The following is a 25,319-nucleotide window of genomic DNA, read 5'->3' as shown; positions in this document are numbered from 1 at the left end:
GATCGGGCGGATTCCACGCCGCCCGTGTGTCCACGCCGCGGATAAGCGAAGATGGACTGGTGAATTTCTGGCCAGCGCCCCATGTCGACGCCCCCGTGCACGCGACCGTGACCCTGCCCGGATCGAAATCGATCACCAACAGAGCCCTGATCCTGGCTGCCCTCGCCGAGGGCCCGTCCACGATCACCGGCGCGCTGCGCAGCCGGGACACCAACCTGATGATCGAGGCATTGCGGGCGCTCGGCGCCCGCATCGACGGTGACGCCGAGACCCTCACCGTCACGCCTGCCCCGCTCACCGCCGGCACCGTCGACTGCGGGCTGGCGGGGACTGTCATGCGGTTCCTGCCGCCCCTGGCCACCCTGGCCACCGGCGACGTCGCCTTCGACGGTGACGCACAGGCAAGGGTCCGGCCGCTGCGCACCATCCTCGACGCGCTGCGCGGGCTCGGCGCTCGGATCGACGGGGATGCCCTGCCGTTCACCGTGCACGGCGCCGGTTCGTTGCGTGGCGGCGCGGTCACCATCGACGCGTCGGGTTCCTCCCAGTTCGTCTCCGGGCTGCTGCTGTCGGCGGCCCGCTTCGACGAGGGGATCACCGTCCATCACGACGGCAAGGCACTGCCGTCGATGCCGCATATCGAGATGACGGTGGAGATGCTGCGCCGCGCCGAGGTGCAGGTGCAGGAACCGGCCGACAGCCGCAAGGCGCAGACGTGGGTCGTCGGCCCCGGCCCCATCGCCGCGGTGGACTGGGATGTCGAACCCGATCTGTCCAATGCCACGCCGTTCCTCGCGGCGGCCGCGGTCACCGGCGGCGAAATCAGCATTCCGCATTGGCCGCGGTTGACCACCCAGCCAGGCGACGTCATCCGCGAGATCCTGGTGCGGATGGGTGCCGAGGCACGCATCTTCGACGGCATCTTGACCGTCAGCGGTCCGGACCGGCTCGCCGGTATCGATATCGACCTGCACGACGTCGGCGAACTCACCCCCACTGTCGCCGCGCTGGCCGCGCTGGCCGATTCACCGTCTTACCTGCGCGGCATCGCCCATCTGCGTGGCCACGAAACCGACCGGCTCGCCGCGCTGTCCACCGAGATCAACCGGCTCGGCGGCAATGTCACCGAGACCGAGGACGGGCTCGAGATCGTTCCCGCCCCGCTCACCGGCGGACGCTGGCATTCCTACGCCGACCATCGGATGGCCACCGCGGGTGCCATTCTCGGACTCGCTGTTCCCGGCGTCGAGATCGAGGACATCGGCACCACCGCGAAGACCCTGCCCGATTTCGTCGCCCTGTGGGAGCGGATGCTGGATCCCGCTGATCAGGGAGCGGTGCGCTGAGCTCGCGCGGCCGCTCCACCGCCAGCTACGACGAATCCGATGTGCGGGTGCGTCCCGGCAAGAGTTCGCGTCCGCGCACCAAGACCCGCCCGAAGCACGATGACGCCGAATCCGCCATGGTGGTGTCGGTGGACCGAGGCCGCTGGGGGTGCGTACTCGGGGGCGACCCGGATCGGTTGATCGTCGCCATGCGTGCGCGGGAGCTCGGCCGCACCCCCATCGTCGTCGGCGATCAGGTCGACGTCGTCGGCGATCTGTCCGGCAAACCCGACACCCTGGCCCGCATCGTTCGCGTCGGTGAACGCCGAACGGTGTTGCGCCGCACCGCCGATGACACCGATCCCTTCGAACGTGTCGTCGTCGGTAATGCCGAACGCCTGTTCATCGTCGTCGCCCTTGCCGATCCGCCGCCGCGCACCGGTTTCGTCGAACGTGCCATGGTCGCCGCGTATGCCGGTGGCCTGCAACCGATCCTGTGCCTGACCAAACACGATCTGGCCGCGGATTCCGAATTCGCCGCCCTGTTCGACGATCTCGAACTCACCATCGTCTACGGCGGTGTCGACGACGGCATCGAACCGGTCCTCGACCTGCTCACCGGCCACCTCACCGCCTTCATCGGCCATTCCGGTGTCGGCAAATCCACCCTCGTCAACCGCCTGGTCCCCGACGCCGACCGCGCCGTCGGCGAGGTCTCCGGCGTAGGCAAAGGCAAACACACCTCCACCCAATCGGTGGCCCTGCCCCTGCCCGCGGGCGGCTGGGTCATCGACACCCCCGGTGTCCGCTCCTTCGGCCTTGCTCACATCACCCCCGACGACGTCATCGCCGCCTTCACCGACCTCGCCGACGCCATCGAAGACTGCCCGCGAGGATGCACCCACCTCGGCCCTCCCGCCGATCCGGAATGCGCACTGGATGCATTGCCCGCCAAGGAGCGCCGGGTAGCGGCGATCCGCCAGCTGCTGACGGCCTTGAATTCGAACGATCCGTGGTAATCGCTCCCGGCTGAGGTCAGTCCGGACTGCGCGTAACAATCCGCGCGGAAGGAACCGCAGCAGCCAGCTGCCGAATGTCATCCGGATCAGAAGTGATGACGAGCCCACCGCCATATCGAGCGCACAGGGCAACGACGTGAGCGTCGGCGAGGTAACGGCTGCCCAGCTGTGAGCCATGCAGGATCGCACCAACCTGACGTGCCATGTCGAAGTCTGTGGGTACCACCGCGATCGGCCGCTGCCACGCGTGATCATGAGGCTTGCGTGAGACCAGCGTTTCCACCCGCCGCGTACGGGCCACACCCCGGCACACTTCTGCGCACACCACAGCCGGCACCAGTACTTCGCTGGACCGAACCCGGGCGGCGGCAAGCAGCGCTCGCAGCCGAGCAGGCGGCTTCGGCTCACACAGTGCCGACAACCCGTCCGAGTCGAGCACGATGGGCAGGCTCATGCGATCTCGCGCCGACCACTAGATCCATCGAGTTCAGCGAAGGCATCTTCGGCGTACTGCGCGTCCTCATCAGACACCGGACCGAACTCGTCATCCCAGCCATCCAGCAGATCGCCCAGCGCCGCGTTACGCGCCATCCGCTCGACATGCTCGGCCAGCGCCGCATTCACAACAGCAGACAAATGCGAGTCGCCGAGCTTACGAGCCTGCTCGACCACCTCTTCATCAATCGTCACCGTTATCTTACGTTTGGCCATACAAGTATCGTACCTTGCCCGAATCCATAGCGTATGACTGTCGGTAGCGCTGCGAACTCGGCCCTACGCCCGCGCCGATGACACTCACGCAGAGCCGGTTCAGCGAACGAAGTCAACCGTTACGGATAGCAGACAGGCATCCAGAGCGTGCCGCACCACATGCGGTTCAGCGCCTGGGCCGAACCGCTGGTCAGGAAGTCGGCCGAGCCGCTGTTCACGGCCGTGCCTGCCTGCTGCGGAGTTGACTGGGTTTCCGTGAGCCGCAGCCCGGATTCGGCATGCGCGGGGGCGATGGACATCAGCATCGCGCCGCCCAGAAGTGCGCCCGCGACGATGTGCCGGTTGATACGAGTCATGTCAAACCTGTTCTTCTTCAGTGACTTTCGGCTCACAGAATGTGGTCCGGAGGTTTCATCGCCATCATTTGATGGCCCGTTACATAGCGGCCCGCCATTTCTGACGACACCGCTCGACCGCACGGTTACGGCAGATGACCGACCAGCGCTTCGCCGACAACTGCAGCGTGGCCACATGCCTCACCAACGGTGGTCTCGCCGTGCATGCGCACCGAGAACATGACGCTGCCGTCCGGGACCGCAACGCTGACCGCGCAGGTCGAGTTCTTCACGTCCTGGATCGAGCGGTATTTGAGAGCATCGCGGCCGCCGACGAACACCTGGGCGAATTGCTTGAACTCGGGGTCTTGCCGGACAGCGTCCAGTGAGCGGTCGGTGGATTCCATCGTCAGATCGAAGGCGCCACTGCTGGACTGCCATTGGCAGGTCAGCCAGTCCGGACGCCAGGCACCGGGGATGCTCCGCTCAGTGGAGGCGTCCAGGCCCGCTCCGGCGAGAGCGTCACCGGGTAGGGCGCACGGGTCCCAGAGGCCGGTAGGGACCTCGGTCGATACCGGGTCTGCCTCGGGAGCGCCCGAGCCCTCCGATGGCGCCGGGCTCGCCTCCGGTTCCGAACCGCCGTCCTCGGGCGCCGGCGCCGAGCCTCCGCTTTCTCCGGCGGGACCGCCGTTTTCGCCAGTCGCACCCGTCGCTGTCGTTGTCGTCGCGGCCGAGACGGTCGTGCTCGCCGCGGCGCCGCCGTCGGCAGGCCGAGCCTCACCCGAACTGCCGCTGCACCCGGCGAGCACCAGCACCGAGCAGGCCAGTAGTGCCCCGGCGACGATGTGGCGGTTGATTCGAGTCATCGCAAACCTGCTCTTCTTCAGTGACTTTCGGTCCACGAGCGTGAATCCGGAAGCTTGATCGAGAGCAGTCAACGGCCCGTTACATAGCGGTCCGACCTCACTGCCCATCCGGTTGACCAGGGGCGAACGGCCATTCCTCGAACCAGGTGCAGCGGCCGACGGCGTCGAAGCGCAGAACCCACAGGTCACGCCAGCGGGCCGGGGTATCGCGGCGATACTCGACTTCGACCCGGACGACCGCGGTGGCGCCGTCGATGGCGACGACCTCGGAATCCATGGTGAACGCTTCATCGGGGCCATCGCGGCCTGTGTCCCAGAATTCGGCAAGGGCCGCCGAGCCCCGGATCGGATCGGCCCACGGGGAAACGAGATAACCGATGTCAGGGGCGAAAAGACCGTCGAGCAATTCCGTGCCGGGCGAGCGCCAGGCTCGTTGGTACTCCTCGACCCATGCCTCGACAGCATCGCGGTCCACAACGCGCAGCTTAACGGTCATTTCGCGGGACAACGCGGAAAGACGCGCCATGACATGACGGAGGCGCCCATGGAAACCCATGGGCGCCTCCGCTACTGCTTACTCAGTGCTTGCGACGCGACTTCGGTGCGCGCTTGCCCTTGGACTGGGCGCGGGCGGCTTCGCGGCGTTCGCGGCGGGTGGCGTGGGAATCGTCGCCGTCGCCGTCGCCGTATTCCTCCGACGCGCTGTGGACGGCGGCGTGGCCACCCTCGTCCGGGCCGGAGTAGCTCAGGCCGCGGGGGCCGGAGGTGTCGATGCCCTTGGCGCGCAACGCGGCGGGGGCACCGTTGGCGGCGGGCTGGGCGGGGGCGGCGGGTACCGGGGCAGGAGCCGCGGCGCCGACGGGAGAGCGCAGGCCGGGCTCGACCGCGACACCTTCGGGCTGCGGCTGCTGCACCTCGACCTGGAGGTTGAACAGATAGCCGACCGACTCTTCCTTCAGGCCCTCGAGCATCGCGGCGAACATGTCGAAACCCTCACGCTGGTATTCGACCAGCGGATCACGCTGGGCCATCGCGCGCAGGCCGATGCCCTCCTTGAGGTAATCCATCTCGTAGAGGTGCTCACGCCACTTGTGGTCGAGGACCTGCAGCAGCACCTGACGCTCGAGGGTACGCATGCTGCCCTCGCCGGCCAGGCCGTCGATCTCTTCCTCGCGCTTGGCGTAGGAGTCGTGCGCGTCATCGAGCAATGCCTCACGCAGCTCGTCACTGTCGAGTTCGCCGGCCTCACCGATGGCGGTCTCACCGACCAGCTCCTTGTGGTCGATGCCCACCGGGTACAGCATCTTCAGCGCGGTCCACAGCTTGTCCAGATCCCAGTCCTCGACATAGCCCTCGGCGGTGGCGCCGTCGACGTAGGCGGAGACCACGTCGGCGATCATCTCCTGGACCTGACCCTCCATGTCCTCACCGCGCAGGATCCGGTTGCGCTCGCCGTAGATGACGGTGCGCTGTTGGTTCATCACCTCGTCGTACTTGAGCACGTTCTTGCGGATCTCGAAGTTCTGCTGCTCGACCTGGGTCTGCGCGCTCTTGATGGCCTTGGACACCATCTTCGCCTCGATCGGCACATCATCGGGCAGATTCAGCCTGGTCATGATGGCTTCCAGGGCGGCACCGTTGAAGCGGCGCATGAGCTCGTCACCGAGGGACAGATAGAACCGGGACTCACCCGGGTCACCCTGACGGCCGGCGCGACCACGCAGCTGGTTGTCGATACGCCGCGACTCGTGCCGCTCGGTGCCGAGCACGTACAGCCCGCCGGCGTCACGCACCTTGTCGGCGTCTTCGGCGGTCTGCTCCTTGACCTGCTCGAGGGCGGGCAGCCAGGCCGCCTCGTACTCCTCCGGCGTGTTCACCGGGTCGAGGCCCTGCTTGCGCAGCAGGATGTCGGCGATGATGTCGGGGTTGCCGCCGAGCACGACGTCGGTACCACGACCGGCCATGTTCGTCGCCACCGTGACCGCGCCGGGACGGCCGGCCTCGGCGATGATCTCGGCTTCCTTCTCATGGAACTTCGCGTTCAGCACCGTATGCGCGACACCGCGCTTGGTGAACTGCTTCGACAAGTACTCCGAGCGTTCGACGCTGGTGGTACCGATCAGCACCGGCTGGCCGTTCTCGTGCCGCTCGACCACATCGTCGACCACGGCCGCGAACTTGGATTCCTCGGTCTTGTAGATGAGGTCGGCCTGGTCCGCGCGGATCATCGGCTTGTTGGTCGGGATCGGGATGACGCCCAGGCTGTAGATCTGGTGCAGCTCGGCGGCCTCGGTCTCGGCGGTACCGGTCATACCGGACAACTTCTCGTAGAGACGGAAGTAGTTCTGCAGCGTGATGGTGGCCAGGGTCTGGTTCTCCGGCTGGATCTCGACCTCTTCCTTGGCCTCGATCGCCTGATGCATGCCCTCGTTGTACCGGCGACCGACCAGGATGCGGCCGGTGAACTCGTCGACGATGATCACTTCGCCGTCGCGGACGATGTAGTCCTTGTCGCGGGTGTAGAGCTCCTTGGCCTTGATGGAGTTGTTCAAGTAGCTCACCAGCGGCGAGTTGGCGGCCTCGTAGAGGTTGTCGATGCCGAGCTGGTCCTCGACGAACTCCACACCCGCCTCGTGCACACCGATGGTGCGCTTTTTGATGTCGACCTCGTAGTGCAGGTCCTTCTTCAGCAGCGGCGCGATGCGGGCGAATTCCGCGTACCACTTGCTGGAGGCATCGGCCGGGCCCGAGATGATCAGCGGGGTGCGGGCCTCGTCGATGAGGATGGAGTCGACCTCGTCGACCACGGCGAAGTTGTGCCCGCGCTGGACCAGATCATCCAGCGAATGGGTCATGTTGTCGCGCAGGTAGTCGAAGCCGAACTCGTTATTGGTGCCGTAGGTGATGTCGGCGCCGTAGGCGACGCGGCGCTGGGCCGGCGTCATACCGGACAGGATCGATCCGACCTCGAGCCCGAGGAAGCGGTGCACACGGCCCATCCACTCCGAGTCGCGCTTGGCGAGGTAGTCGTTGGTGGTGACGATGTGCACGCCGTCGCCGCTGATGGCGTTCAGATAGGCGGGCAGCACCGAGGTCAGGGTCTTGCCCTCACCGGTCTTCATCTCGGCGATATTGCCGAGGTGCAGCGCCGCGCCACCCATGATCTGGACCTTGTAGTGCTTCTGGTTCAGCACCCGCCACGATGCTTCACGCGCCACCGCGAACGCCTCGAGCAGCAGCTCGTCGAGGGGTTCACCGTCGGCGTAGCGCTGCTTGAACTCGTCGGTCTTCTCACGCAGCTCGTCGTCGGTGAAGTCCTCGAAATCGGACTCGAGCGCGAGAACCTCGTCGGCGAGATGGGAGAGCCGCTTGACCATGCGACCCTCACCAATCCGTAGCAACCTCGTCAGTGTCAGCGCAGGCACGGGTCTCGTCAGTCCTCTGGTCGGTGTGTCGTCGTGTCCCCGGCCCCCCGGGCCGGTACGCACGGCCCGCGTGGTGCGGAAGCCGCAGCTCGCTTCATGGTAATGCGGCACCCATGGTAGGCGCCGTGGTCAGCCGGTTACAGGGCCGGGCCGAGCACGGGCGAGGCAGCCACCGCATACGCGGTGTCGTTTTGATGAACCCAACGGTACCCGTGCACGACCGATTGCCGGGATATGCCACAGAATGGGAGAAGAATCGCTGTGGCGGGACCACAATGGGTCGGGACGAGCAGCTCGCAGGGGCGGCACGGGAAGGAGCATCGGGCAGCGTGATCACGAGGCTGACGCCGCAGGACGCGTCCTTCTACCGGCTGGAGTCGAGCAGCAACCCGATCCACATCGGCTCCCTCGCGATCCTGCAGAACACCGCTGCCGGTACCGGCGACGGCCACGGCAAGCCCGTTCTCGACTACGGGCGCCTGGTGGACCTGGTGGAATCGCGACTGTCGCTGGTGCCGCGCTACCGCAGGAAAGTGCGGGAGATCCCACTATCGCTCGGCAGGCCGGTCTGGGTGGAGGACAGCCACTTCGACATCAACTACCACATCCGACGCTCCGCGCTACCGGCTCCGGGCACCGAAGAGCAGCTGCACGAACTGGTCTCCCGGCTGTCCTCGCGTCCGCTCGACCAAGGCAGGCCGCTGTGGGAGATGTATCTGATCGAAGGCCTGTCGGGCGGGCGCTGCGCGGTGTTCACCAAATCCCACTCCGCGTTGGTCGACGGTGACGGCGCGCTGGAGATCGGGCACGTCATCCTGGATTCGGGTACCTCGCCGCGCGGTTTCGCCGATGACGCCTGGTGCGCCCCGCGCGAACCGAGCGATGCCGAGCTGCTGGTCGGCGCGTTGTCCCACCTGGCAGGTCAGCCCCGCGAAGCCATCGAGGTGGTGCGCGATGCGGGCTCGGGCGGATTCGGGCTGATCGGCGCGACCGGGCGCGCGGTCGACGCGGCGGTCTCGGCGGTCCGCTCGGTCACCACCGGCGCCCCCGACAGTCCGCTCAACGCGCGCACCTCCCGGCAGCGCCGCTTCGACGTCGTCACCACCGGCCTCGAGGATTACCGCAAGATCCGTCGCCGCTTCGACTGCTCGATCAACGATGCGATCCTCGCGGTGGTCACCGGCGCGCTGCGCAACTGGCTGCTTTCCCGCGGTGAGGCGCTGGTCGATTCGAGCGTGCTGCGTGCGGTGGTGCCGATGTCGGTGTACGTCGAAGGCGCCAACGACAAGCTGAAACCGGCCGGTGAGGTGTCCTCGTTCCTCATCGACCTGCCCGTCGGCGAACCCAATCCGGTGATGCGGCTGAGGCATATCTCGCATGCCACCGATGCCACCGCCAAACACCGGCGCGGCGTGCGGGCGCGCACGCTGGTGCATCTGGCCGGGTTCGCCCCGGCGAGCCTGCACGCGATGAGCGTGCGGGCAGCGAGTACCTTCGCAGAACACACGTTCAACCTGGTGATCACCAATGCGCCGGGTCCGCAGACGCCGATGTATATCGGTGGCGCGCGGATGCTGGAGATGTATCCGGTGTCGCCGTTGCTGCGCAATCAGGTGTCGAGCATCGGGATCACGTCCTATGACGGGCGGGTCTTCTACGGGCTCAATGCCGACCGCGACGCGATGGCCGATATCGGGGTGCTGTCGGCATCGGTGCACGAATCCATGGAGGAGATGCTCGGTGCCTGCCTCTGAGAGCAAGCTGCGCGTCTATGTACCCGCGACTGTGCCGATGCTGCGCGAGCTCGTCGAACAGCGCGAACTGCGCGCCCTCGGCGGCACCGCCTTCGCGGTGACCCCCACGTTGCGGGAGGCCTACGCCTCCGGTGACGACGAGGAGCTGGCCGAAGTCGCCATGGGTGAGGCCGCCCGCGCCGCGCTGCGGCTGATCGCGGCCGAGCGCGACGCCATCACCGAATCGGCGGAGGAGGGCCCGAGCGAGGACGCCGCGCCCGCGCTCCCGGCCGGTGCCCCGGTGTACCGCCGCGCGGTCATCGCCGCCGATGTCACCGGCGCCGAACTGCGCCCCGACCTCGACGACGCGGTGGTCCGGCTGTCCGGCCCGATCACCTATGACCGCATCGCCTCGGTGCACGTCGACCTGGCCGAGGCCGAACCGGCGGTCGCCAAGGCGGTCGATGTCATCGATGCCGCCGATCTCGGCGATACCGACGCCGAATTCGTGCTCGGCGACGCCGAGGATCATCAGCTCGCCTGGTACGCCGCTCAAGAGCTGCCGTTCCTGCTCGAATTGCTCTGAGCGCTGCCGAATCCTTGCCCGAGTGAACCACCGGCGGTCCTGACACCGCCGCGCCGAGCGGCTAACCTACGATGCCGTAACCTTGCGGGCAGGCGGTGGACCGGTCCGCCACGACCAGGGAGACGAACGGCAGCGATGGTTTTCAAGAATGTCCGCGAATGGCTCGAGGCACCGGCCGCGAGCGTCGCCGAGCGCGGCGGACGGTTGAACGTGCTGCGCGGCGCGGTCGCCAGGGTGACCACCCCGTTGCTGCCCGATGACTACCTGCATCTGGCCAACCCGCTGTGGTCGGCGCGGGAGCTGCGCGGCCGCATCGTCGACGTGCGCTCCGAGACCGCCGACTCGGCCACCCTGGTGATCAAGCCGGGCTGGGGCTTCGACTTCAAGTACCAGCCGGGCCAGTACATCGGCATCGGCCTGCTGGTCGACGGCCGCTGGCACTGGCGCTCCTACTCGCTGACCTGTCCCCCCGACTGGACCGACGCCGACGCAGGCGGCAAGGGCAAGCAAAAGGTCATCTCCATCGCCGTGAAGGCGATGCCGGAGGGCTTCCTGTCCAGCCACCTCGTCAACGGTGTCCCGGTCGGCACCGTCGTGCGGCTTGCCGCGCCACAGGGTGCGTTCGTGTTGCCTTCCCCGCCGCCGGAGAAGGTGTTGTTCCTCACCGCCGGCAGTGGCATCACCCCCGTGATGTCGATGCTGCGGGCGATGGATCGCCGCGATGTGGTGACCGATGTGGTGCACATCCATTCCGCGCGCACGGCCGAGGACGTCATGTTCGGCGACGAACTACGCGAGCTGGATCAGCGGCATCCGGGCTTCACCGCACAGCTGCAGCTGACCGGCCAGCAGGGCAAGTTCAGTGTGGCCGCGTTGGACGAGCGCATCCCCGACTGGCGCGAACGCCAGACCTGGGCGTGCGGTCCGCTGCCGATGCTCGACGACATCGAAAAGCACTGGGAAGACGCGGGTATCGCCGACCGGCTACACGTCGAGCGATTCGAGATCGAACGGTCGGCTGTCGGGGAGGGCGGCACCGTCACCTTCGGCCGCAGCGACCGAAGCACCGAGGTCGATGGCGCGACCAGCCTGCTCGAGGCGGGCGAGGCGGCCGGTGTGCAGATGCCGTTCGGCTGCCGGATGGGCATCTGCCAGACCTGTGTGGTCACCATCTCCTCCGGCCACGCCCGCGATCTGCGCAACGGCAATGAGAAGCGCGAGGGCGAGAAGGTGCAGACCTGTGTCTCGGCCGCGGCCGGGGACTGCACACTCGACGTGTGAGCGTGCTCGAGCCGATCGCGCTCCCCTGAATCGGGTGTACGGCGGGTACCCTCTGGGTAAGTCGACTACGGCCCACGGGGACGATCGAATACGGCCCGCCGGGCTGATCGAAATACAGAAGGGACGCCGGTGGCCATCACCGACATCAAAGCCTTTGCCCATCTCACGGCCACCGATATCGAGACCCTCGGACATGAGCTCGATTCCGTGCGTCGTTCGGTGGAGCAGTCGCTCGGCGAACGCGACGCGAACTACATCCGCCGCACCATTGCCGCGCAGCGTGCGCTGGAGGTCGCAGGCCGGGCCGTGTTGTTCGGCAGCCGCAATCGCTGGGCCTGGGTGACGGGTACCGCACTGCTGTCGGTGGCCAAGATCATCGAGAACATGGAGCTCGGCCACAACATCAGCCACGGGCAGTGGGACTGGATGAACGATCCGGAAATCCACTCCAGCTCCTGGGAATGGGATATGACCGGCCCGTCGGCGCAATGGCGCCGGGCCCACAACTACTCCCATCACACCTACACCAACGTCCTGGGCAAGGACGAGGACCTCGGTTTCGGCATCCTGCGGATGACACGGGACGAGCCGTGGCGGCCGCTGCACCTGGTGCAGCCGGTGGCGAATCTGATCCTGGCGGCGACCTTCGAGTGGGGTATCGCCCTGCACGACTGGAGCATCGAAAAGGAGCTCTCCGGCGTACCGCCGCGGCAGCTGCGATCCGAACCGAATGTTGTGTTCGGCCGCAAGATCGCCAGGCAGGTCGCCAAGGACTTCGTGTTCTATCCCGCACTCACCGGCCCCGCCTTCACCTCGACATTGAAAGCCAACGCCACCGCGAACCTGGTCCGCAACCTGTGGGCCTATGCGGTGATCTTCTGCGGCCACTTCCCCGACGGCGCCGAGAAGTTCACCATCGAACAGCTCGAGGACGAGACCAGCGGCGAGTGGTACCTGCGCCAGATGCTCGGCAGCGCCAATTTCAAGGCCGGGCCGACGATGGCGTTCATGAGCGGCAACCTCTGCTACCAGATCGAGCATCACCTCTTCCCGGATCTGCCGAGCAATCGTTACCCAGAGGTCGCCGCGCGGGTACGGGAACTGTGCGACAAGTACGACCTGCCCTACACCACGGGCTCGCTGGGCAAGCAGTACCTGCTGGCGTTCCGCACCATCCACAAGCTCGCACTTCCGGACCGATTCCTGCGCCGCACCTCCGACAATGCGCCCGAGACCTCCTCCGAACGCAAGTTCGCAGGCATCACTCTCCCGACCCCGGTCACGAACTGGAACGGGACCGAGCACCTGCACTGGTCCATCGATCCCGCGACCGGCCGCCGACGTGGCCTGCGATCGGCGCTGCACGAGGCCAAGACGGTGCTGCAGGAGAAGGCCAGGCACGAAAAAGAGGTGCTGCGCGAAGCCAAGCGCACCCTCAAAGAGAAGGCGCGGCACGAGAAGGAAGTGCTGCGCGAGGCCAAGCGCTCGCTGAAGGAGAAGGCCAAGGCCGAACGCGAGTCGCTGCGCCGGGAATACCAGCTGCGGCGGGCGGCAAAATAACAGCTGTGACCGGGTGAACGCAATGCGGGATTTGCCACATTTTCGGCAAGATCTCGATAACCTACGGTCTCGTAACTTACGGTACTGTAACCGCCATGGCGATCTCGGATGTCAAGGAGTACGCGCACCTCACCGAAGCCGATGTGGAAGCACTCGGCGCGGAGTTCGATGCGATTCGGCGCGAAATCGAATCTTCACGTGGTGAGCGAGACGCGCGCTACATCCGCAATGTCATCCGGTTGCAGCGCGCACTCGAGATCAGCGGCCGCACGGTTCTGTTCGCCAGCTTCCTGCCGCCGGCCTGGCTGGCAGGCGTCGCCTTGCTCGGCACCGCCAAGATCATCGAGAACATGGAGATCGGGCACAACGTCATGCACGGGCAGTGGGACTGGATGAACGATCCGGAAATCCACTCCAGCTCCTGGGAATGGGACAACACCGGCCCGTCCAAGCACTGGAAGCACACCCACAACTACCTGCATCACAAGTACACCAACGTCCTCGGCATGGACGACGACATCGGCTACGGCCTGCTGCGGGTCACCCGCGATCAGCGCTGGCGGCCGTTCTACCTCGGCAATCCGGCCTACAACCTGGTGTTGCAGCTGTTCTTCGAATACGGCGTCGCCATCCAGCATCTCGAGCTCGGCAAGCTGGCCGCGGGCAAGTACAAGCCCGGCACCCCCGAGCGCGCCGAATTCGAGCGCAAGCGGTCGGAGGTGCTCACCAAGATCGGCAAGCAGACGCTCAAGGATTACCTGGTGTTCCCGCTGCTGACCGGTCCGGCGTTCTTCAGCACGCTCACCGCCAATCTGGCCGCGAACATGGTCCGCAACGTGTGGACCAACGCCGTCATCTTCTGCGGCCACTTCCCCGACGGTGCGGAGAAGTTCACCAAGGCCGATATCGATAACGAAACTCAGGGCGAGTGGTACCTGCGTCAGATGCTCGGTAGCGCCAACATCTCCGGCGGCCCGGTCATGCACTTCATGACCGGCAATCTCAGCCACCAGATCGAGCACCACATCTTCCCCGACCTGCCGAGCAACCGGTACGCCGATATCGCCGTCCGGGTGCGCGCGCTGGCCGAGAAGTACGACCTGCCCTACACCACCGGTTCGCTGCCGGTGCAGTACTTCAAGGCCTGGCGCACGATCGCCAAGCTCGCGCTGCCGAACAAGTACCTGCGCCACACCGCCGACGACGCACCCGAAACCGCCTCCGAGCGCAAATTCAACGGCAACACCACCGCCACCTTCGACCCGGTCACCGGCCGCCGCAGGGGGCTGCGCACGGCACTGGCCGAAGGCCGCAGGCGCTTCGCGCGCAAGGCACTGCCGATCGGCTAGGCCTGCTCCGCAGTCTGGCGACGCCACCATGCGCACGCCCATCGCGGTCACGCCGACCGAGGTGCGGTGCGCCCGTGATTCACTCTTCGAGTGAGTTCTGCGCGAATGTCGGTGTACGACGCCATCCGGTTGCGGCGCGATGTGCGCGCCGAATTCACCGGAGACGTCGTCGACGAGGGCACCCTGTGGCGCATCCTGGAGGCGGCGCACTGCGCACCGAGCGTGGGTAATACGCAGCCGTGGGACTTCACGGTCGTGCGTGACCGGCAGCGGTTGCGCACCTTCGCCGAGCACGTTGCCGGCAAACGCCGCGAGTTCCACGACTCACTGCCGCCGGAGCGGGCAGCGACCTTCGATCCGATCAAGATCGAAGGTATCGAGGACAGCGGCACCGGCATCGTCGTCACCTACGACCACGGCCGTGGCGGAGAGCATGTGCTCGGCCGGGCCACCGTCCCCGAAACCGGCGTCTACTCAGCGGTTCTCGCTATCCAGAATCTGTGGCTCGCCGCCACCGCCGAAGGTATCGGCGTGGGGTGGGTGTCGTTCTACGATTCGGAGTTTCTGGCAGAGCTCATCGGAATTCCAGCTGGGATTCGCCCGATCGCCTGGTTGTGTATCGGGCCGGTCCGCGAATTTCAGGAGGTGCCCGACCTGGAACGGTTCGGGTGGCGTACCGGTCGTGCATTGAGCGAGGCAGTGCACCGGGAAACCTTCGGCCGACCACAGGACGACATGCGCTGATCGGGAGTCGGTGAACGGAAGACCAGCCGAAGCCGTGGTGGCTCGCCGATCCTCCGCGTCACATCTCAGCCGAAGCCGAACGCGCTCAGACCCGCTCGAGCACCGCAGACGCCCCGATCCCACCGGCTGCGCAGATCCCGAGCAGCGCAGTCTGTTTCCCCGACCGCGCCAGTTCATTGGCCATGGTGGTGACCATCCGCGCGCCGGTCGCCCCGAACGGGTGGCCGATCGATACCGAACCGCCGTGCACGTTCAGCGTGTCGATATCCACCTCGCCGACCGCGGTGTCGCGGTCGAGGCGAGTCTTGGCCCACTCGTCGCTGGCCAGCGCCGACAGCACCGACAAGGTCTGGGCGGCGAAGGCCTCGTGGATATCGACCAGATCGATATCGGCCAGCGACATGCCCGCCTTGTCCAGCGCCCGCGGCATGGAGATCGCCGGGCCGATGAGTACCTGATCGGTCGGGTCGACGCTGACATAGCTCCATGAGCGAAAGGCCGCGAGCGGCTGGTAGCCGAGCGCCAGCGCGGTCTCTTCGCTCATCAGCAGCACCGCCGAGGCGCCGTCGGTGAGCGGGCTGGCATTGCCCGCGGTGACGCTGCCGTCCTCGGCGAACACCGGCTTCAGCTTCGCCAGCTTCTCGATACTGGTATCAGCACGGACCAGACCGTCGCGAGTGATCCTCGGGCCGTCGGGGGTGTGGACCGACAGCACCTCGTCATCGAATCGGCCGGAGGCAATGGCCGCGGCGGCGCGGTGATGGGAGCGGGCGGCGAATTCGTCCTGCGCGGCCCGGCCGATGCCGTGAATGCGCGCCATCTTCTCCGCCGACTCCCCCATCACCTCGCCGGTGGTGCGTTCGGCGATCTTCGGCCGCGACGGCAGCAGGTCGGTGAATGGCGCGAGCTGGGAAATCGCCGACAGATAGTCCTTCGGCTTCGGTTTGCCCAATGCCAGCGGCGCCATCGCGTGCACGATCTTCTGCGGCAGTTTGACCTCGGCACCGCTGGTGGAATCGCTACCGCCGGCGATCATGATGTCGTATTCACCGCGCTCGATCGCAGCGGCCGCCGAGGTCACCGCCTGTAGGCCGGACGCGCACGCCCGGGTGACGGTGTACCCCTCACACCCCGGATCCAGCTTCAGGTCAAGGGCGATCTCGCGCGCGATATTCGGCGCGGCGCTCGGCAGCACCACCCCGCCCCAGACGATCGCCTGCACCTGGTCACCGGCCAGGCCCGTACGTTCCAGCAGACCGCGTACCGCGATATCGGCGAGGTCGATCGAATCCAGCCGGGTGTAATCGGTGAACGCGCGCACGAATGGAGTACGCGCGCCGGAGACGATTACGGCACGGCGAGCAGCACTGGAGGCCATGCGAATTCCTTTCAGCCATCGGTGCATCCAACTTACTCTCAAGTAAGTTGACCGTCGAGGGGGTCGCCGAAAACAACGAGACCCGGCCGGTGCACAGGCACCGACCGGGTCGCCGGAATGTCGGATGGCCGTGGCGGCGGTGCTCGACCCGCCGCGGGCCGTGGCCGTCAGGCCAAGCGGATCAAGCCGTAATCGAAGGCATGTCTGCGGTAGACCACCGAGGGACGGTCGGTCTCCTTGTCATGGAAGAGGAAGAAGTCGTGACCGACGAGCTCCATTTGATAGAGCGCGTCGTCGACCGTCATCGGCGTTGCCGAATGCACCTTGGTCCGCACGATGTGGCCGGGGCCTGCCGCGTAGTCAGGATGTTCGCCCGACTCACGACCGCGACCCTCATCAGGATGCTCATGAGCGCCGCCGCCCGGCTCGAACAGTGCCTCGTCCACCAGATCGGCGGTGGCCCGTGCGACCGAGAGCGGAGTCTTCTCGCCATAGTGCACCCGGCGGCGGTCCTTGGTCCGGCGCAGCCTGCTCTCCAGCTTCGCCGTCACCGATTCGAAGGCGGCGTAGAAGCTGTCGGCGCAGGCCTCTGCGCGGACGACCGGACCTTTACCGCGGGCGGTGATCTCCACGCGCTGGCAGGCCTTGCGTTGACGACGATTGCGCTCATGGAACAGTTCGACGTCGAACAGGAATATCGACGGGTCGAAGCGTTCCAGTCGAGATAGCTTCTCCGACACATAGATTCGATAATGGTCGGGAACCTCGACATTGCGGCCCTTCACCACGATGTCGGCGTTGTTGGCTCGTTGGCGGTCCGCTTCGGGTTGCTCGGCCCGCTGAGCATCCAGCGTCGAAGGATCTACATCTTGCACTGAAGGTCGTGAAGAAGTCGTCACGCGTACCTCCCGGATCTGGCCGCACGACCCGACTGGCGTGCGGCGGGATTGAGAAGTGCCGATCGATCTTGTCGGATGACAGACGCTCGGCACCAGTTGTCCGAGACCCACCTCCAAACTGCCGGTTCGGGTGTGTGACCGCGACGGTAGTACGCCAACCGCTGGTCCGCCACTGTTCACGCAAATTTCCTGAAGTCAAGCCGCACACGTCACCAACGCGGCGTCGACCCGTACTCCGGCACCGGTAAGTGCTCGCACCGACTCGGCGACCGTCGCGCCTGTCGTCAGCACGTCGTCGACCACCACTACCTGGGCATTTGCCGTAATTTCCAGATTCGGGCCGGCCATAATACGGCCTTGCAGATTGTTCCTGCGTTCACCAGCGGAAAGCCCCACCGAATCGTGTACACCGCGCCACACACCCAATGCGCACCACACCTGGCAACCAGGCAGCCAACTCGCCGCCACGCGCGCCGCACGCACCACCGGATCGCCGCCCCGCTGTCGCGCCGCTGCCGTACGGCTCGGCGCCGGAACCAGCACCAGCGGCCGGGAATCGGCCCGCAGGCGAGCCAGTCCGCCAGCCATCGCGCGGCCGAGCGGTTCGGCCAGATCCCGCCGTCGCCGCTCCTTCGCGGCCAGTATCGCGCGCCGTGGCGGACCTGCGTAGCGGCTCAGCGTCCAGCACGGCACACCGGGATCGGTGCGCGGGTGCACTCGCCGCGGGCAAACGGTCAGGTGGGCGGCGCACCACTTACACCAGCCGATGCCCGCAAGTCCACAGCCGGCGCATTCCAGGGGTAACACCAGATCCAGCAGCGTCCGCATCGCCCGAGTGTGCCCGCACCCACCGACACGCATGCTCGCCTCGGGTGGCGGTTCGGCCCACCGGTGCTGCCGGGACGGGCTCGACCGATCAGCCGGGAAGGATCGGCACCGCGCTGGCACCGAGGCCGGGAACCTCGCGCCAGTATTGTTCGCCGCCTTCGGGGTTGGTGGTGAACTCCAGCACGGCGCGGGAATCGGCGACGTACTGATGGTCGGTGGCGGCGGTGACCGACCGGACCGGCGGGGTCAGGTTACGGGTGGTCTGCGAGATGAGCTGGGAGCCGTCGATCGAGACGGTGCTGACCGGGTCGACGTCACCTTCACGCGCCAGGATGATGGTGTCGGAGGTCAGCCAGTTCAGCGAGACCGCGGGCGTACTGAGCCCCACCGCGATGGGCAGCGGCGACGTCAGCGCAAACTTGCCGTCAGGGCGACGTTCGACCACCGCCACATACACCTTGCCGTCGGCGATCAGCGCGGCTCGCACACCGGTGCGCGCGATCCTGATCTCGGTAATGGGCATGCGCAGCCCGTTGGTCATCGCGGAGATGTCCACGTCCTGCACCGACACGTTGCCGGTGGAGCGGTCGTTGACCACCCGGATCACCCGTTCACCGTCGATCACCGCCCACGCCGCCGAACCGTCGACGGCCCACGACGGACGACTGATGGTGGTGCCCTCCGCGACCGGGAACTGATTGCCGCCGTAACTGCCGATCATCAGTGTCCGCGGCGGCTCCGGTGCGGGGCGGCCCGCGTCGGCGACGGCGGCGACGAATTGCCCGTCCGGGGTCAGCGCGACCGATTGCAGGTTGTGCACCGCACCGAAATAGCCGGGCGCCGGGGCGATTCCGTCGCCGTTCACCTCCACCAGAGCACCGTCGCGCAGGGCATGCAAACCGGTCCGGTTCTGGGCGTAGGCCTCGGCGCTGAATTGATGCACATCGGCGACCGACCAGCCGTTGGCGGCGAACCGCTCGTCGAGCGGTTTACCGTCGGCCAGCAGCATGTACGGGCCGAGCACGTCGGCCTTGGCGAGGGTGAGCACGACCTGTGCGGCGAGTAGTTCGCGCTCGCGCGGCGCGAGTTCGGAGGCTCCGGCGAAGTCGACGCGCACACCGCCGAGGCCGACGCCGACCTCGTCGGGATCACCGTTGGCCTTGGTGATCGGGCCGCGCAACGTCACCCGCCTCGCGTCGAGTTCATTGAGCACCACCGGGGCGATGGCGGGCTGTGGACCCTCGCCGAGCAGGGTCAGCAGCCGCTGGGTCAGCTGATCTTTCGGCGAGGCGATCCAGCGCGGGTCGGGCACAACGGCACTGCCGGTCGGATCGACGAAGTACAGCACGTAGCGGCGGTAGAACTTGGCGAAGGCGGGCTTATCGATGACGACACCGTCGGGCAGATCATCGATGCGCCATTCGCCGTCGACCTTGCTCATCTCGACCTTGTACTCGAGCGGGGGCCCGTCGATGGCCCGGTAGGCGCCGTCGGGGGCGAGTTCGGCGACGCGCTGCGCGCGGATTCGGTAGGTGGCGCTGTTCTCGGTGCGTTCTTCCAGCAGGGTGTCGGGCCGTTCCACGATCACAGTGCCCGCCGCGTCGTTCCATTTGGTCGCCGCGGACGGGTTCATGTACTGACGAGCCGCCAGATGCCGGTTGGTCGGGTCCGCACTGGCCTGCAGGAAGTCCAGCAGCAGCAGGCCGGGATCGCGGCCCTCGATGGGTGCGGGCGGACCTGCGGCGGCCGGTTCCCGGTTGATGGTGCCCAACGCCTGCGGCTGCGAGGACTCCGGCAGGCTCGCACAACCACCGAGCAGCAGGACACCGGTCAGCGCCACCGCCAGCGCGGCAAGTAATCGCCCGCGCCGCGCACTGCTGGAATCGGTGGGCCGCATGGTCATGGCTGTTTGTCTCCGGTGTCGGTGAGCACGGCGTCGGTGGGCGACCCGGTGCCGGGCATATCGTCGGCGGGCGGTCCGGCCGTGCCGTCGCCCGGGTGCGACGGTGGCGTGTCAGGCGCGTCGGCGGAACCCGATGCCTGCGCACTCGCGCCAGGACCGTCCGCGCCGGACGTTCCGGGATTCGCGGTGGCCGCAGCCTGTTCGTCGACTGCCTCCGCGCCGGTCGTCTCCGCCTCCGGTTCCGGTGCCGCACCGCGGGTCTTGCGGGCACCCGGCTCCAGCGGCAGCGGGCTCTTACCGAGTTTACGGCCACGTACCAGCGGCAAGGTCAGCCGGAAACTGGCGCCGACGCCGGGTTCGCCCCAGGCCTCGAGTTTGCCGTCGTGCAGGTTGGCGTCTTCGACACTGATCGACAACCCGAGCCCGGTGCCACCGGAGCGACGCATCCGCGACGGGTCCGAACGCCAGAAGCGACTGAAAACCAGCTTCTCCTCGCCGGGGCGCAGGCCGATGCCTTGATCGCGCACGACCACTGCGACCGCATTGGCCTCGCCGTCGCCGCGCATCCGGATCAGCACCGGCTTGCCTTCGCTGTGGTCGATGGCATTGGCCAGCAGATTGCGCAGCACCCGCTCCACGCGCCGCGGATCGACCTCGGCGACCACCGGCTCCTCCGGCAGATCGGTGACGACCTCGACGCCGGATTCTTTCGCCAGATGCCGCACCGTGGAGATCGCGGCGCGCACACACATCCGCACGTCCAGCGATTCCACCTGCAGCTCGGCCACACCGGCATCATGGCGGCTGATCTCGAGCAGGTCGTTGAGCAGTCCCTCGAACCGGTCGAGTTCGGTGACCAGTAGCTCGGCACTGCGCGCCAGGGCCGGGTCGAGGTCTTCGCTGCTGCTGTGGATCAGGTCGGCGGCCATGCGCACCGTGGTCAATGGTGTGCGCAGCTCATGGCTGACGTCGGAGGTGAACCGGCGTTGCAGATTGCCGAATTCCTCGAGCTGGGTGATCTGGTTGGACAGGCTTTCGGCCATCTCGTTGAACGCCTCGGCCAGCCGCGCCATATCGTCCTCGCCGCGCACCAGCATGCGTTCGCGCAGCCGCCCGTCGGCGAAGCGGCTCGCGATCCGCGCGGCCGACCGGATCGGCAGCACCACCTGCCGGGTGACCAAGGCGGTGATCGCGGCCAGCAGCACCAGCAGGACCAGGCCGCCGACCATCATGGTGCCGCGCATCAGCGCCAGCGAGCGTTCCTCGTTGGCGAGCGGGAAGATCAGGTAGGTCTCCAGCGTCGGGTTGTCGGCGCTGGGGCTTCCGATGATCAGAGCCCGCCCGCGGAGACCGTCCGGATCCGACACCGTGGCGAACTGGTAGCTGACCTGGTTGCCCTGGACGAACCGGCGCAGCTCGTCCGGAATCTGGTCGATCGGGCCCGCGGCGATCTGCTGCGGCGGGGTGCCGCCGACGATGCTCAATGCCGAATCGAAGCTGCCGGCCGCACTGCCGGAGCGGCTTTCACCGCCACGATCCGACAGCGCACTGCGGGCATCGGCGAGGCGTTGCTGCAACAGCGCCGGATCGTGGGCACCCTGCAGCTGGCTCTGCACCGTGTTGCGGGCACGGTCCATCTCCTCGACGGCCGCATTGATCTTGGCGTCCAGCAGCCGATCGGTGATCTGGCTGGTGAGCACCACACCGAGAATGGTGATGACGATCAGCGACAGCGTCAGCGTCGAGACGATGACGCGCAACTGCAGCGATCGCCGCCACAGATGGCCGAGGGAACTACCGACGCCCTTGAACCAGGCGCCGACCGGCGCCAGTCCTCGCTGCAGCGAGGCGAGGCGGCCGCCTTCGTGCTCAGGCAAGCCGCCGCCTCCGAGTCATGGACCCGGACCGACTACCGATCACGGCGGTCCGGCCTTGTACCCCACCCCACGCACGGTCAGCACGATCTCCGGGTTCTCGGGATCCTTCTCGACCTTGGCGCGCAGGCGCTGGACATGCACATTCACCAGACGGGTATCGGCGGCGTGCCGGTAACCCCAGACCTGCTCGAGCAGCACCTCGCGGGTGAACACCTGACGAGGTTTACGCGCGAGCGCCACCAGGAGGTCGAACTCGAGTGGGGTCAGCGAGATCTGCGCACCTTCACGGCTCACCTTGTGGGCCGGCACGTCGATGACGATGTCGGCGATGGTGAGCAGCTCGGCGGGCTCGTCCTCGGTGCGACGCAGGCGTGCCCGCACGCGGGCGACCAGTTCCTTCGGTTTGAAGGGTTTGACGATGTAATCATCGGCGCCCGACTCGAGACCGAGCACGACGTCGACCGTATCGGTCTTGGCCGTGAGCATCACGATCGGAACTCCCGAATCGGCCCGCAGCACGCGGCACACATCGATGCCGTTCATACCCGGCAGCATCAGGTCCAGCAGCACCAGATCGGGGCGGATCTCCCGCACTGCCGACAGCGCCTGCGTGCCGTCGCCGACCACATGCGGGTCGAACCCTTCCCCGCGCAGGACGATGGTGAGCATCTCCGCGAGTGCCATATCGTCGTCGACGACCAGAATCTTCGGCTTCATATCTCTATGTTGTCATCTCCCACGCCAGTATCGGGCCACCACGCGCATTACTCGTGCACGCGCGCCGCATATCCAACCTTATTCGCCGAGGATTTCCACACAACGGGCGAGTAGGGCGTCTCGATCGTCATCGGATCGGTATGTCCACCACGGGCCGTACCAGTCGCGGTCGGCCAGCTGCCGGTACACCGCGCCGGTGCGCGCCTGCAGGCCGCCGTCGCGCTCATAGGCGTCCAGCGCTCGCGCGGAGTCGAGTTCGCCTCGCCTGCGGGCTCGTTCGGCGGCGACCTCGGTGGGGATATCGAGCAGCACGGTGAGTGCGGGAACCGGCAGCTTCAGCCTGCCGAACTCCAGATCGCCCACCCAGTCCACGATTTCGCCGTCGGCGCCTTGTTCGGCCCGCGCCGCCGAATACGCTGCGTTGGAAGCGATATAGCGATCGAGGACGACGATGTCATTGCTGTCCAACAGGTTCGACAACTCGGCGGCCGCCTCGGCACGATCGAGCGCGAACAGCACCGCCATACCGTTGATCGAGCCGGCGAGATCACCGTGGGCGCCGCGCAGCGCCTCGGCCGCGAGGTCGGCGTGGATCGACCGGCCGTAGGCGGGGAACGCGAGGGTGCCTGCCCGCAGTCCGCGCTCACGCAGGGCGGTGAGCAGGCCGTCGATCAGCGTCCGTTTTCCGGCGCCGTCGAGCCCCTCGACCGCGATCAGTTCACCCATGGCCAGCAGGGTACTCGGCGCTGGTCCCGGGCCGGAAATCGTTGCTTGCAGCCCTGCAAATATGTGAAGTGGCCACGATTCGGATCCCATAGGATTCGGGTCTGGTCACCGGCGAGCACACCGGGCATTGTCGGTGCACCCGGACAATCTCCGGCCTCGGAGCACACAGGCTCCACATTTCACAGGGAGAACACATGTCGATCAAGCGCGCCCTGCACACCGCCGCCGTAGTAGTCGCCCTCGGCGCCACCGTCGCCGGTGGCACAGCGACCGCGACCGCTGCGCCCCTGGCGCTGGAGCCCGCGGCCCCCGTCGCCAACGCCCCCATCGACGACAGCGGGACCGGCAGCGCCTCGGGAAGTGCGGATATGGTGATCAACACGCTGGAACTGCTGGCCAAGATCAGCCAAGGTTGTTCGCCCGGCACCGTGTGCTGAGCGAGTACCCGCCCTGAACGCGAGTGGCCCGTCGACAGATGCGTCGACGGGCCACTCGGGTATCAACCGATCAGTAGCGGTAGTGGTCGGGCTTGTACGGGCCCTCGACATCCACCCCGATGTACTCGGCCTGATCCTTGGAGAGCTTGGTCAGCGTCCCGCCGAGTGCCTCGACGTGGATGCGGGCGACCTTCTCATCCAGATGCTTGGGCAGGCGGTAGACCTCGTTGTCGTACTCCTCCGGCTTGGTCCACAGCTCGATCTGAGCGATGACCTGGTTGGAGAAGCTGTTGCTCATCACGAACGAGGGGTGACCTGTGGCGTTGCCCAGGTTGAGCAGGCGACCCTCCGACAGCACGATGATGGCCTTGCCGGACTCGCCGAAGGTCCACAGATCGACCTGCGGCTTGATGTTCAAACGCGTTGCGCCCGAACGCTCCAGCCCCGCCATATCGATCTCGTTGTCGAAGTGACCGATATTGCCGAGGATGGCCTGGTCCTTCATCGCCTTCATGTGCTCGAGGGTGATGATGTCCTTGTTGCCGGTGGAGGTGATGACGATATCGGCATTGCCGATGGCCTGCTCCACGGTGACCACGTCGTAGCCGTCCATCAGGGCCTGCAGCGCGTTGATCGGGTCGATCTCGGTGACCTGCACCCGGGCACCCTGTCCGGCAAGCGATTCCGCGCAGCCCTTGCCCACATCGCCGTAACCACAGATCAGCACCTTCTTGCCACCGATCAGCACATCGGTGCCGCGGTTGATGCCGTCGATGAGGGAATGGCGGGTGCCGTACTTGTTGTCGAACTTGGACTTGGTGACCGAGTCGTTGACGTTGATCGCCGGGAACACCAGCTCACCCGCGGCCGCGAACTGGTACAGCCGCAGCACACCGGTGGTGGTTTCCTCGGTGACGCCCTTGACGCTGTCGGCGATCGCCGACCACTTGCCCTTATCGGTCTCGAACCGCTCACGCAGCAGGTTCAAGAACACCGTGTACTCGGCCGAATGGTCCTCATCGGCCGGCGGCACCACGCCGGTCTTCTCGAACTGCGCGCCACGCAGTACCAGCATGGTGGCGTCACCGCCGTCGTCGAGGATCATGTTGGCCGGCTCGTTCGGCCAGGTCAGCATCTGCTCGGCGGCCCACCAGTACTCCTCGAGGGTCTCGCCCTTCCAGGCGAACACCGGGGTGCCCTTCGGCTCGTCGACGGTGCCGTTCGGGCCGACGACGATCGCCGCGGCGGCATGGTCCTGGGTGGAGAAGATGTTGCACGAGGCCCAGCGGACCTGCGCGCCGAGCGCGGTCAGGGTCTCGATCAGCACCGCGGTCTGCACCGTCATATGCAGCGAGCCCGAGATACGCGCGCCCTTCAGCGGCGCCACCTCGGCGTACTCGCGACGCAAGGCCATCAGGCCGGGCATCTCGTGCTCGGCCAGGCGAATCTCCTTACGACCGAACTCGGCCAAGGACAGATCCGCCACCTTGTAGTCGATGCCGTTACGGACATCGGCGGTCAGCGACGTGCGTGCGGGAAGTTCTGAGGTCGTCATGCGCCTGGATCAGCCTCTCTCCGGATATCGGTTCCGAAGCCAGGCTAGTCGCTTCGGTGGCAGCG

23 protein-coding genes are annotated in these 25,319 nt (G+C 66.7%); 9 read left to right on the top strand and 14 right to left on the bottom strand.

The genetic code is table 11. From position 1 onward, the window contains the following. The first annotated feature begins 59 nt into the window (after positions 1-59). Together aroA and rsgA are read left to right on the top strand one after the other, a co-directional pair. Entirely contained in the window at positions 60-1,346 is a 1,287-nt protein-coding gene (aroA, locus tag ACFXNW_RS17160) for a 3-phosphoshikimate 1-carboxyvinyltransferase (RefSeq protein WP_379418635.1), read from the top strand. Positions 1,347-1,387: 41 nt separating this feature from the next. Beyond that, positions 1,388-2,344 (top strand): ribosome small subunit-dependent GTPase A, encoded by a 957-nt coding sequence (rsgA, locus tag ACFXNW_RS17155; protein WP_379418634.1) that lies wholly within the window; start codon positions 1,388-1,390, stop codon positions 2,342-2,344. Positions 2,345-2,360: 16 nt separating this feature from the next. Here the strand turns inward: rsgA and ACFXNW_RS17150 are convergent, their stop codons facing one another. The 6 genes from ACFXNW_RS17150 to secA form a co-directional block, all read right to left on the bottom strand. Next, entirely contained in the window at positions 2,361-2,798 is a 438-nt protein-coding gene (locus ACFXNW_RS17150; protein ID WP_379418633.1) for a type II toxin-antitoxin system VapC family toxin, read from the bottom strand. Next, complete coding sequence (locus ACFXNW_RS17145; RefSeq protein WP_379418632.1) at positions 2,795-3,055, bottom strand: type II toxin-antitoxin system CcdA family antitoxin; 261 nt, start codon at positions 3,053-3,055, stop codon at positions 2,795-2,797. The genes ACFXNW_RS17150 and ACFXNW_RS17145 overlap by 4 nt, the downstream gene beginning before the upstream one ends. A gap of 119 nt (positions 3,056-3,174) precedes the next feature. Further along, positions 3,175-3,411, bottom strand: coding sequence for a hypothetical protein (locus ACFXNW_RS17140; RefSeq protein ID WP_379418631.1), 237 nt, complete (start codon positions 3,409-3,411; stop codon positions 3,175-3,177). A gap of 125 nt (positions 3,412-3,536) precedes the next feature. Beyond that, positions 3,537-4,256, bottom strand: a complete 720-nt coding sequence (locus tag ACFXNW_RS17135) for a DUF3558 domain-containing protein (RefSeq protein ID WP_379418630.1) — start codon at positions 4,254-4,256, stop codon at positions 3,537-3,539. 97 nt (positions 4,257-4,353) lie between these two features. After that, positions 4,354-4,731 carry a nuclear transport factor 2 family protein gene (locus ACFXNW_RS17130; RefSeq protein WP_379418629.1) on the bottom strand — a complete coding sequence of 126 codons (378 nt, stop codon included), beginning with the start codon at positions 4,729-4,731 and terminating at the stop codon, positions 4,354-4,356. A gap of 103 nt (positions 4,732-4,834) precedes the next feature. Next, positions 4,835-7,681, bottom strand: a complete 2,847-nt coding sequence (secA, locus tag ACFXNW_RS17125; RefSeq protein ID WP_379418628.1) for a preprotein translocase subunit SecA — start codon at positions 7,679-7,681, stop codon at positions 4,835-4,837. Positions 7,682-8,010: 329 nt separating this feature from the next. On the opposite strand from secA, the gene ACFXNW_RS17120 reads away from it, so the two are divergent. The 6 genes from ACFXNW_RS17120 to bluB all read left to right on the top strand — a co-directional run bounded on the left by ACFXNW_RS17120 (position 8,011) and on the right by bluB (position 14,934). Then, positions 8,011-9,435, top strand: a complete 1,425-nt coding sequence (locus tag ACFXNW_RS17120; RefSeq protein ID WP_379418627.1) for a wax ester/triacylglycerol synthase family O-acyltransferase — start codon at positions 8,011-8,013, stop codon at positions 9,433-9,435. Positions 9,436-9,472: 37 nt separating this feature from the next. Next, positions 9,473-10,000, top strand: coding sequence for a DUF6912 family protein (locus tag ACFXNW_RS17115; protein WP_379418682.1), 528 nt, complete (start codon positions 9,473-9,475; stop codon positions 9,998-10,000). A gap of 135 nt (positions 10,001-10,135) precedes the next feature. Continuing rightward, positions 10,136-11,281: a ferredoxin reductase gene (locus tag ACFXNW_RS17110; RefSeq protein WP_379418626.1), complete on the top strand. Its 1,146-nt coding sequence runs from the start codon at positions 10,136-10,138 to the stop codon at positions 11,279-11,281. Positions 11,282-11,410: 129 nt separating this feature from the next. Next, positions 11,411-12,841, top strand: coding sequence for a fatty acid desaturase (locus ACFXNW_RS17105; RefSeq protein WP_379418625.1), 1,431 nt, complete (start codon positions 11,411-11,413; stop codon positions 12,839-12,841). Between the two features lie 95 nt (positions 12,842-12,936). After that, positions 12,937-14,190: a fatty acid desaturase family protein gene (locus ACFXNW_RS17100; protein WP_379418624.1), complete on the top strand. Its 1,254-nt coding sequence runs from the start codon at positions 12,937-12,939 to the stop codon at positions 14,188-14,190. Between the two features lie 105 nt (positions 14,191-14,295). Continuing rightward, on the top strand, positions 14,296-14,934 hold the full coding sequence (gene bluB, locus ACFXNW_RS17095) for a 5,6-dimethylbenzimidazole synthase (protein WP_379418681.1): 639 nt from the start codon (positions 14,296-14,298) through the stop codon (positions 14,932-14,934). A gap of 85 nt (positions 14,935-15,019) precedes the next feature. On the opposite strand, the gene ACFXNW_RS17090 is transcribed toward bluB, so the two are convergent. From ACFXNW_RS17090 to ACFXNW_RS17060, 7 genes are all read right to left on the bottom strand, one after another. Beyond that, the gene (locus ACFXNW_RS17090; RefSeq protein WP_379418623.1) at positions 15,020-16,312 is read right to left on the bottom strand and encodes an acetyl-CoA C-acyltransferase; all 1,293 of its coding nucleotides are present in this window, start codon (positions 16,310-16,312) and stop codon (positions 15,020-15,022) included. 167 nt (positions 16,313-16,479) lie between these two features. Continuing rightward, the gene (gene hpf, locus ACFXNW_RS17085) at positions 16,480-17,163 is read right to left on the bottom strand and encodes a ribosome hibernation-promoting factor, HPF/YfiA family (protein ID WP_379418680.1); all 684 of its coding nucleotides are present in this window, start codon (positions 17,161-17,163) and stop codon (positions 16,480-16,482) included. Between the two features lie 243 nt (positions 17,164-17,406). Continuing rightward, on the bottom strand, positions 17,407-18,039 hold the full coding sequence (locus tag ACFXNW_RS17080; protein WP_379418622.1) for a ComF family protein: 633 nt from the start codon (positions 18,037-18,039) through the stop codon (positions 17,407-17,409). Between the two features lie 88 nt (positions 18,040-18,127). Beyond that, complete coding sequence (gene lpqB, locus ACFXNW_RS17075) at positions 18,128-19,942, bottom strand: MtrAB system accessory lipoprotein LpqB (protein WP_379418621.1); 1,815 nt, start codon at positions 19,940-19,942, stop codon at positions 18,128-18,130. Continuing rightward, positions 19,939-21,786: an MtrAB system histidine kinase MtrB gene (mtrB, locus tag ACFXNW_RS17070; protein WP_379418679.1), complete on the bottom strand. Its 1,848-nt coding sequence runs from the start codon at positions 21,784-21,786 to the stop codon at positions 19,939-19,941. Before mtrB ends, lpqB begins: the two co-directional genes overlap by 4 nt. Before the next feature lie 72 nt (positions 21,787-21,858). Then, positions 21,859-22,536, bottom strand: coding sequence for an MtrAB system response regulator MtrA (gene mtrA / locus ACFXNW_RS17065; protein ID WP_379418620.1), 678 nt, complete (start codon positions 22,534-22,536; stop codon positions 21,859-21,861). Between the two features lie 78 nt (positions 22,537-22,614). Next, entirely contained in the window at positions 22,615-23,262 is a 648-nt protein-coding gene (locus ACFXNW_RS17060; RefSeq protein WP_379418619.1) for a dTMP kinase, read from the bottom strand. 194 nt (positions 23,263-23,456) lie between these two features. On the opposite strand from ACFXNW_RS17060, the gene ACFXNW_RS17055 reads away from it, so the two are divergent. Then, positions 23,457-23,699 carry a hypothetical protein gene (locus ACFXNW_RS17055; RefSeq protein WP_379418618.1) on the top strand — a complete coding sequence of 81 codons (243 nt, stop codon included), beginning with the start codon at positions 23,457-23,459 and terminating at the stop codon, positions 23,697-23,699. Between the two features lie 70 nt (positions 23,700-23,769). Here ACFXNW_RS17055 and ahcY read toward each other — a convergent pair whose 3' ends face one another. Then, a complete protein-coding gene (gene ahcY, locus ACFXNW_RS17050; RefSeq protein ID WP_379418617.1) occupies positions 23,770-25,254 on the bottom strand; it encodes an adenosylhomocysteinase in 1,485 nt (494 codons plus the stop codon). Positions 25,255-25,319 lie beyond the last annotated feature (65 nt).

The sequence above is a fragment of the Nocardia sp. NPDC059180 genome, from assembly GCF_042754945.1.
In the GTDB taxonomy this organism is placed as follows: Bacteria; Actinomycetota; Actinomycetes; order Mycobacteriales; family Mycobacteriaceae; genus Nocardia.
The sequence above is the reverse complement of the archived record's forward strand: the minus strand, read 5'-3'. Positions and strand labels throughout refer to the sequence as shown.

What these genes read in the sequence shown, in the direction of transcription:
- ACFXNW_RS17150 (WP_379418633.1), bottom strand. Translation starts at nt 2,798, where the DNA reads ATGAGCCTGCCCATCGTGCTCGACTCGGACGGGTTGTCGGCACTGTGT.
- ACFXNW_RS17145 (WP_379418632.1), bottom strand. Translation starts at nt 3,055, where the DNA reads ATGGCCAAACGTAAGATAACGGTGACGATTGATGAAGAGGTGGTCGAG.
- ACFXNW_RS17140 (WP_379418631.1), bottom strand. Translation starts at nt 3,411, where the DNA reads ATGACTCGTATCAACCGGCACATCGTCGCGGGCGCACTTCTGGGCGGC.
- ACFXNW_RS17135 (WP_379418630.1), bottom strand. Translation starts at nt 4,256, where the DNA reads ATGACTCGAATCAACCGCCACATCGTCGCCGGGGCACTACTGGCCTGC.
- ACFXNW_RS17115 (WP_379418682.1), top strand. Translation starts at nt 9,473, where the DNA reads ATGCTGCGCGAGCTCGTCGAACAGCGCGAACTGCGCGCCCTCGGCGGC.
- ACFXNW_RS17110 (WP_379418626.1), top strand. Translation starts at nt 10,136, where the DNA reads ATGGTTTTCAAGAATGTCCGCGAATGGCTCGAGGCACCGGCCGCGAGC.
- ACFXNW_RS17100 (WP_379418624.1), top strand. Translation starts at nt 12,937, where the DNA reads ATGGCGATCTCGGATGTCAAGGAGTACGCGCACCTCACCGAAGCCGAT.
- bluB (WP_379418681.1), top strand. Translation starts at nt 14,296, where the DNA reads ATGTCGGTGTACGACGCCATCCGGTTGCGGCGCGATGTGCGCGCCGAA.
- ACFXNW_RS17090 (WP_379418623.1), bottom strand. Translation starts at nt 16,312, where the DNA reads ATGGCCTCCAGTGCTGCTCGCCGTGCCGTAATCGTCTCCGGCGCGCGT.
- ACFXNW_RS17080 (WP_379418622.1), bottom strand. Translation starts at nt 18,039, where the DNA reads ATGCGGACGCTGCTGGATCTGGTGTTACCCCTGGAATGCGCCGGCTGT.
- lpqB (WP_379418621.1), bottom strand. Translation starts at nt 19,942, where the DNA reads ATGACCATGCGGCCCACCGATTCCAGCAGTGCGCGGCGCGGGCGATTA.
- mtrA (WP_379418620.1), bottom strand. Translation starts at nt 22,536, where the DNA reads ATGAAGCCGAAGATTCTGGTCGTCGACGACGATATGGCACTCGCGGAG.
- ACFXNW_RS17060 (WP_379418619.1), bottom strand. Translation starts at nt 23,262, where the DNA reads ATGGGTGAACTGATCGCGGTCGAGGGGCTCGACGGCGCCGGAAAACGG.
- ACFXNW_RS17055 (WP_379418618.1), top strand. Translation starts at nt 23,457, where the DNA reads ATGTCGATCAAGCGCGCCCTGCACACCGCCGCCGTAGTAGTCGCCCTC.
- ahcY (WP_379418617.1), bottom strand. Translation starts at nt 25,254, where the DNA reads ATGACGACCTCAGAACTTCCCGCACGCACGTCGCTGACCGCCGATGTC.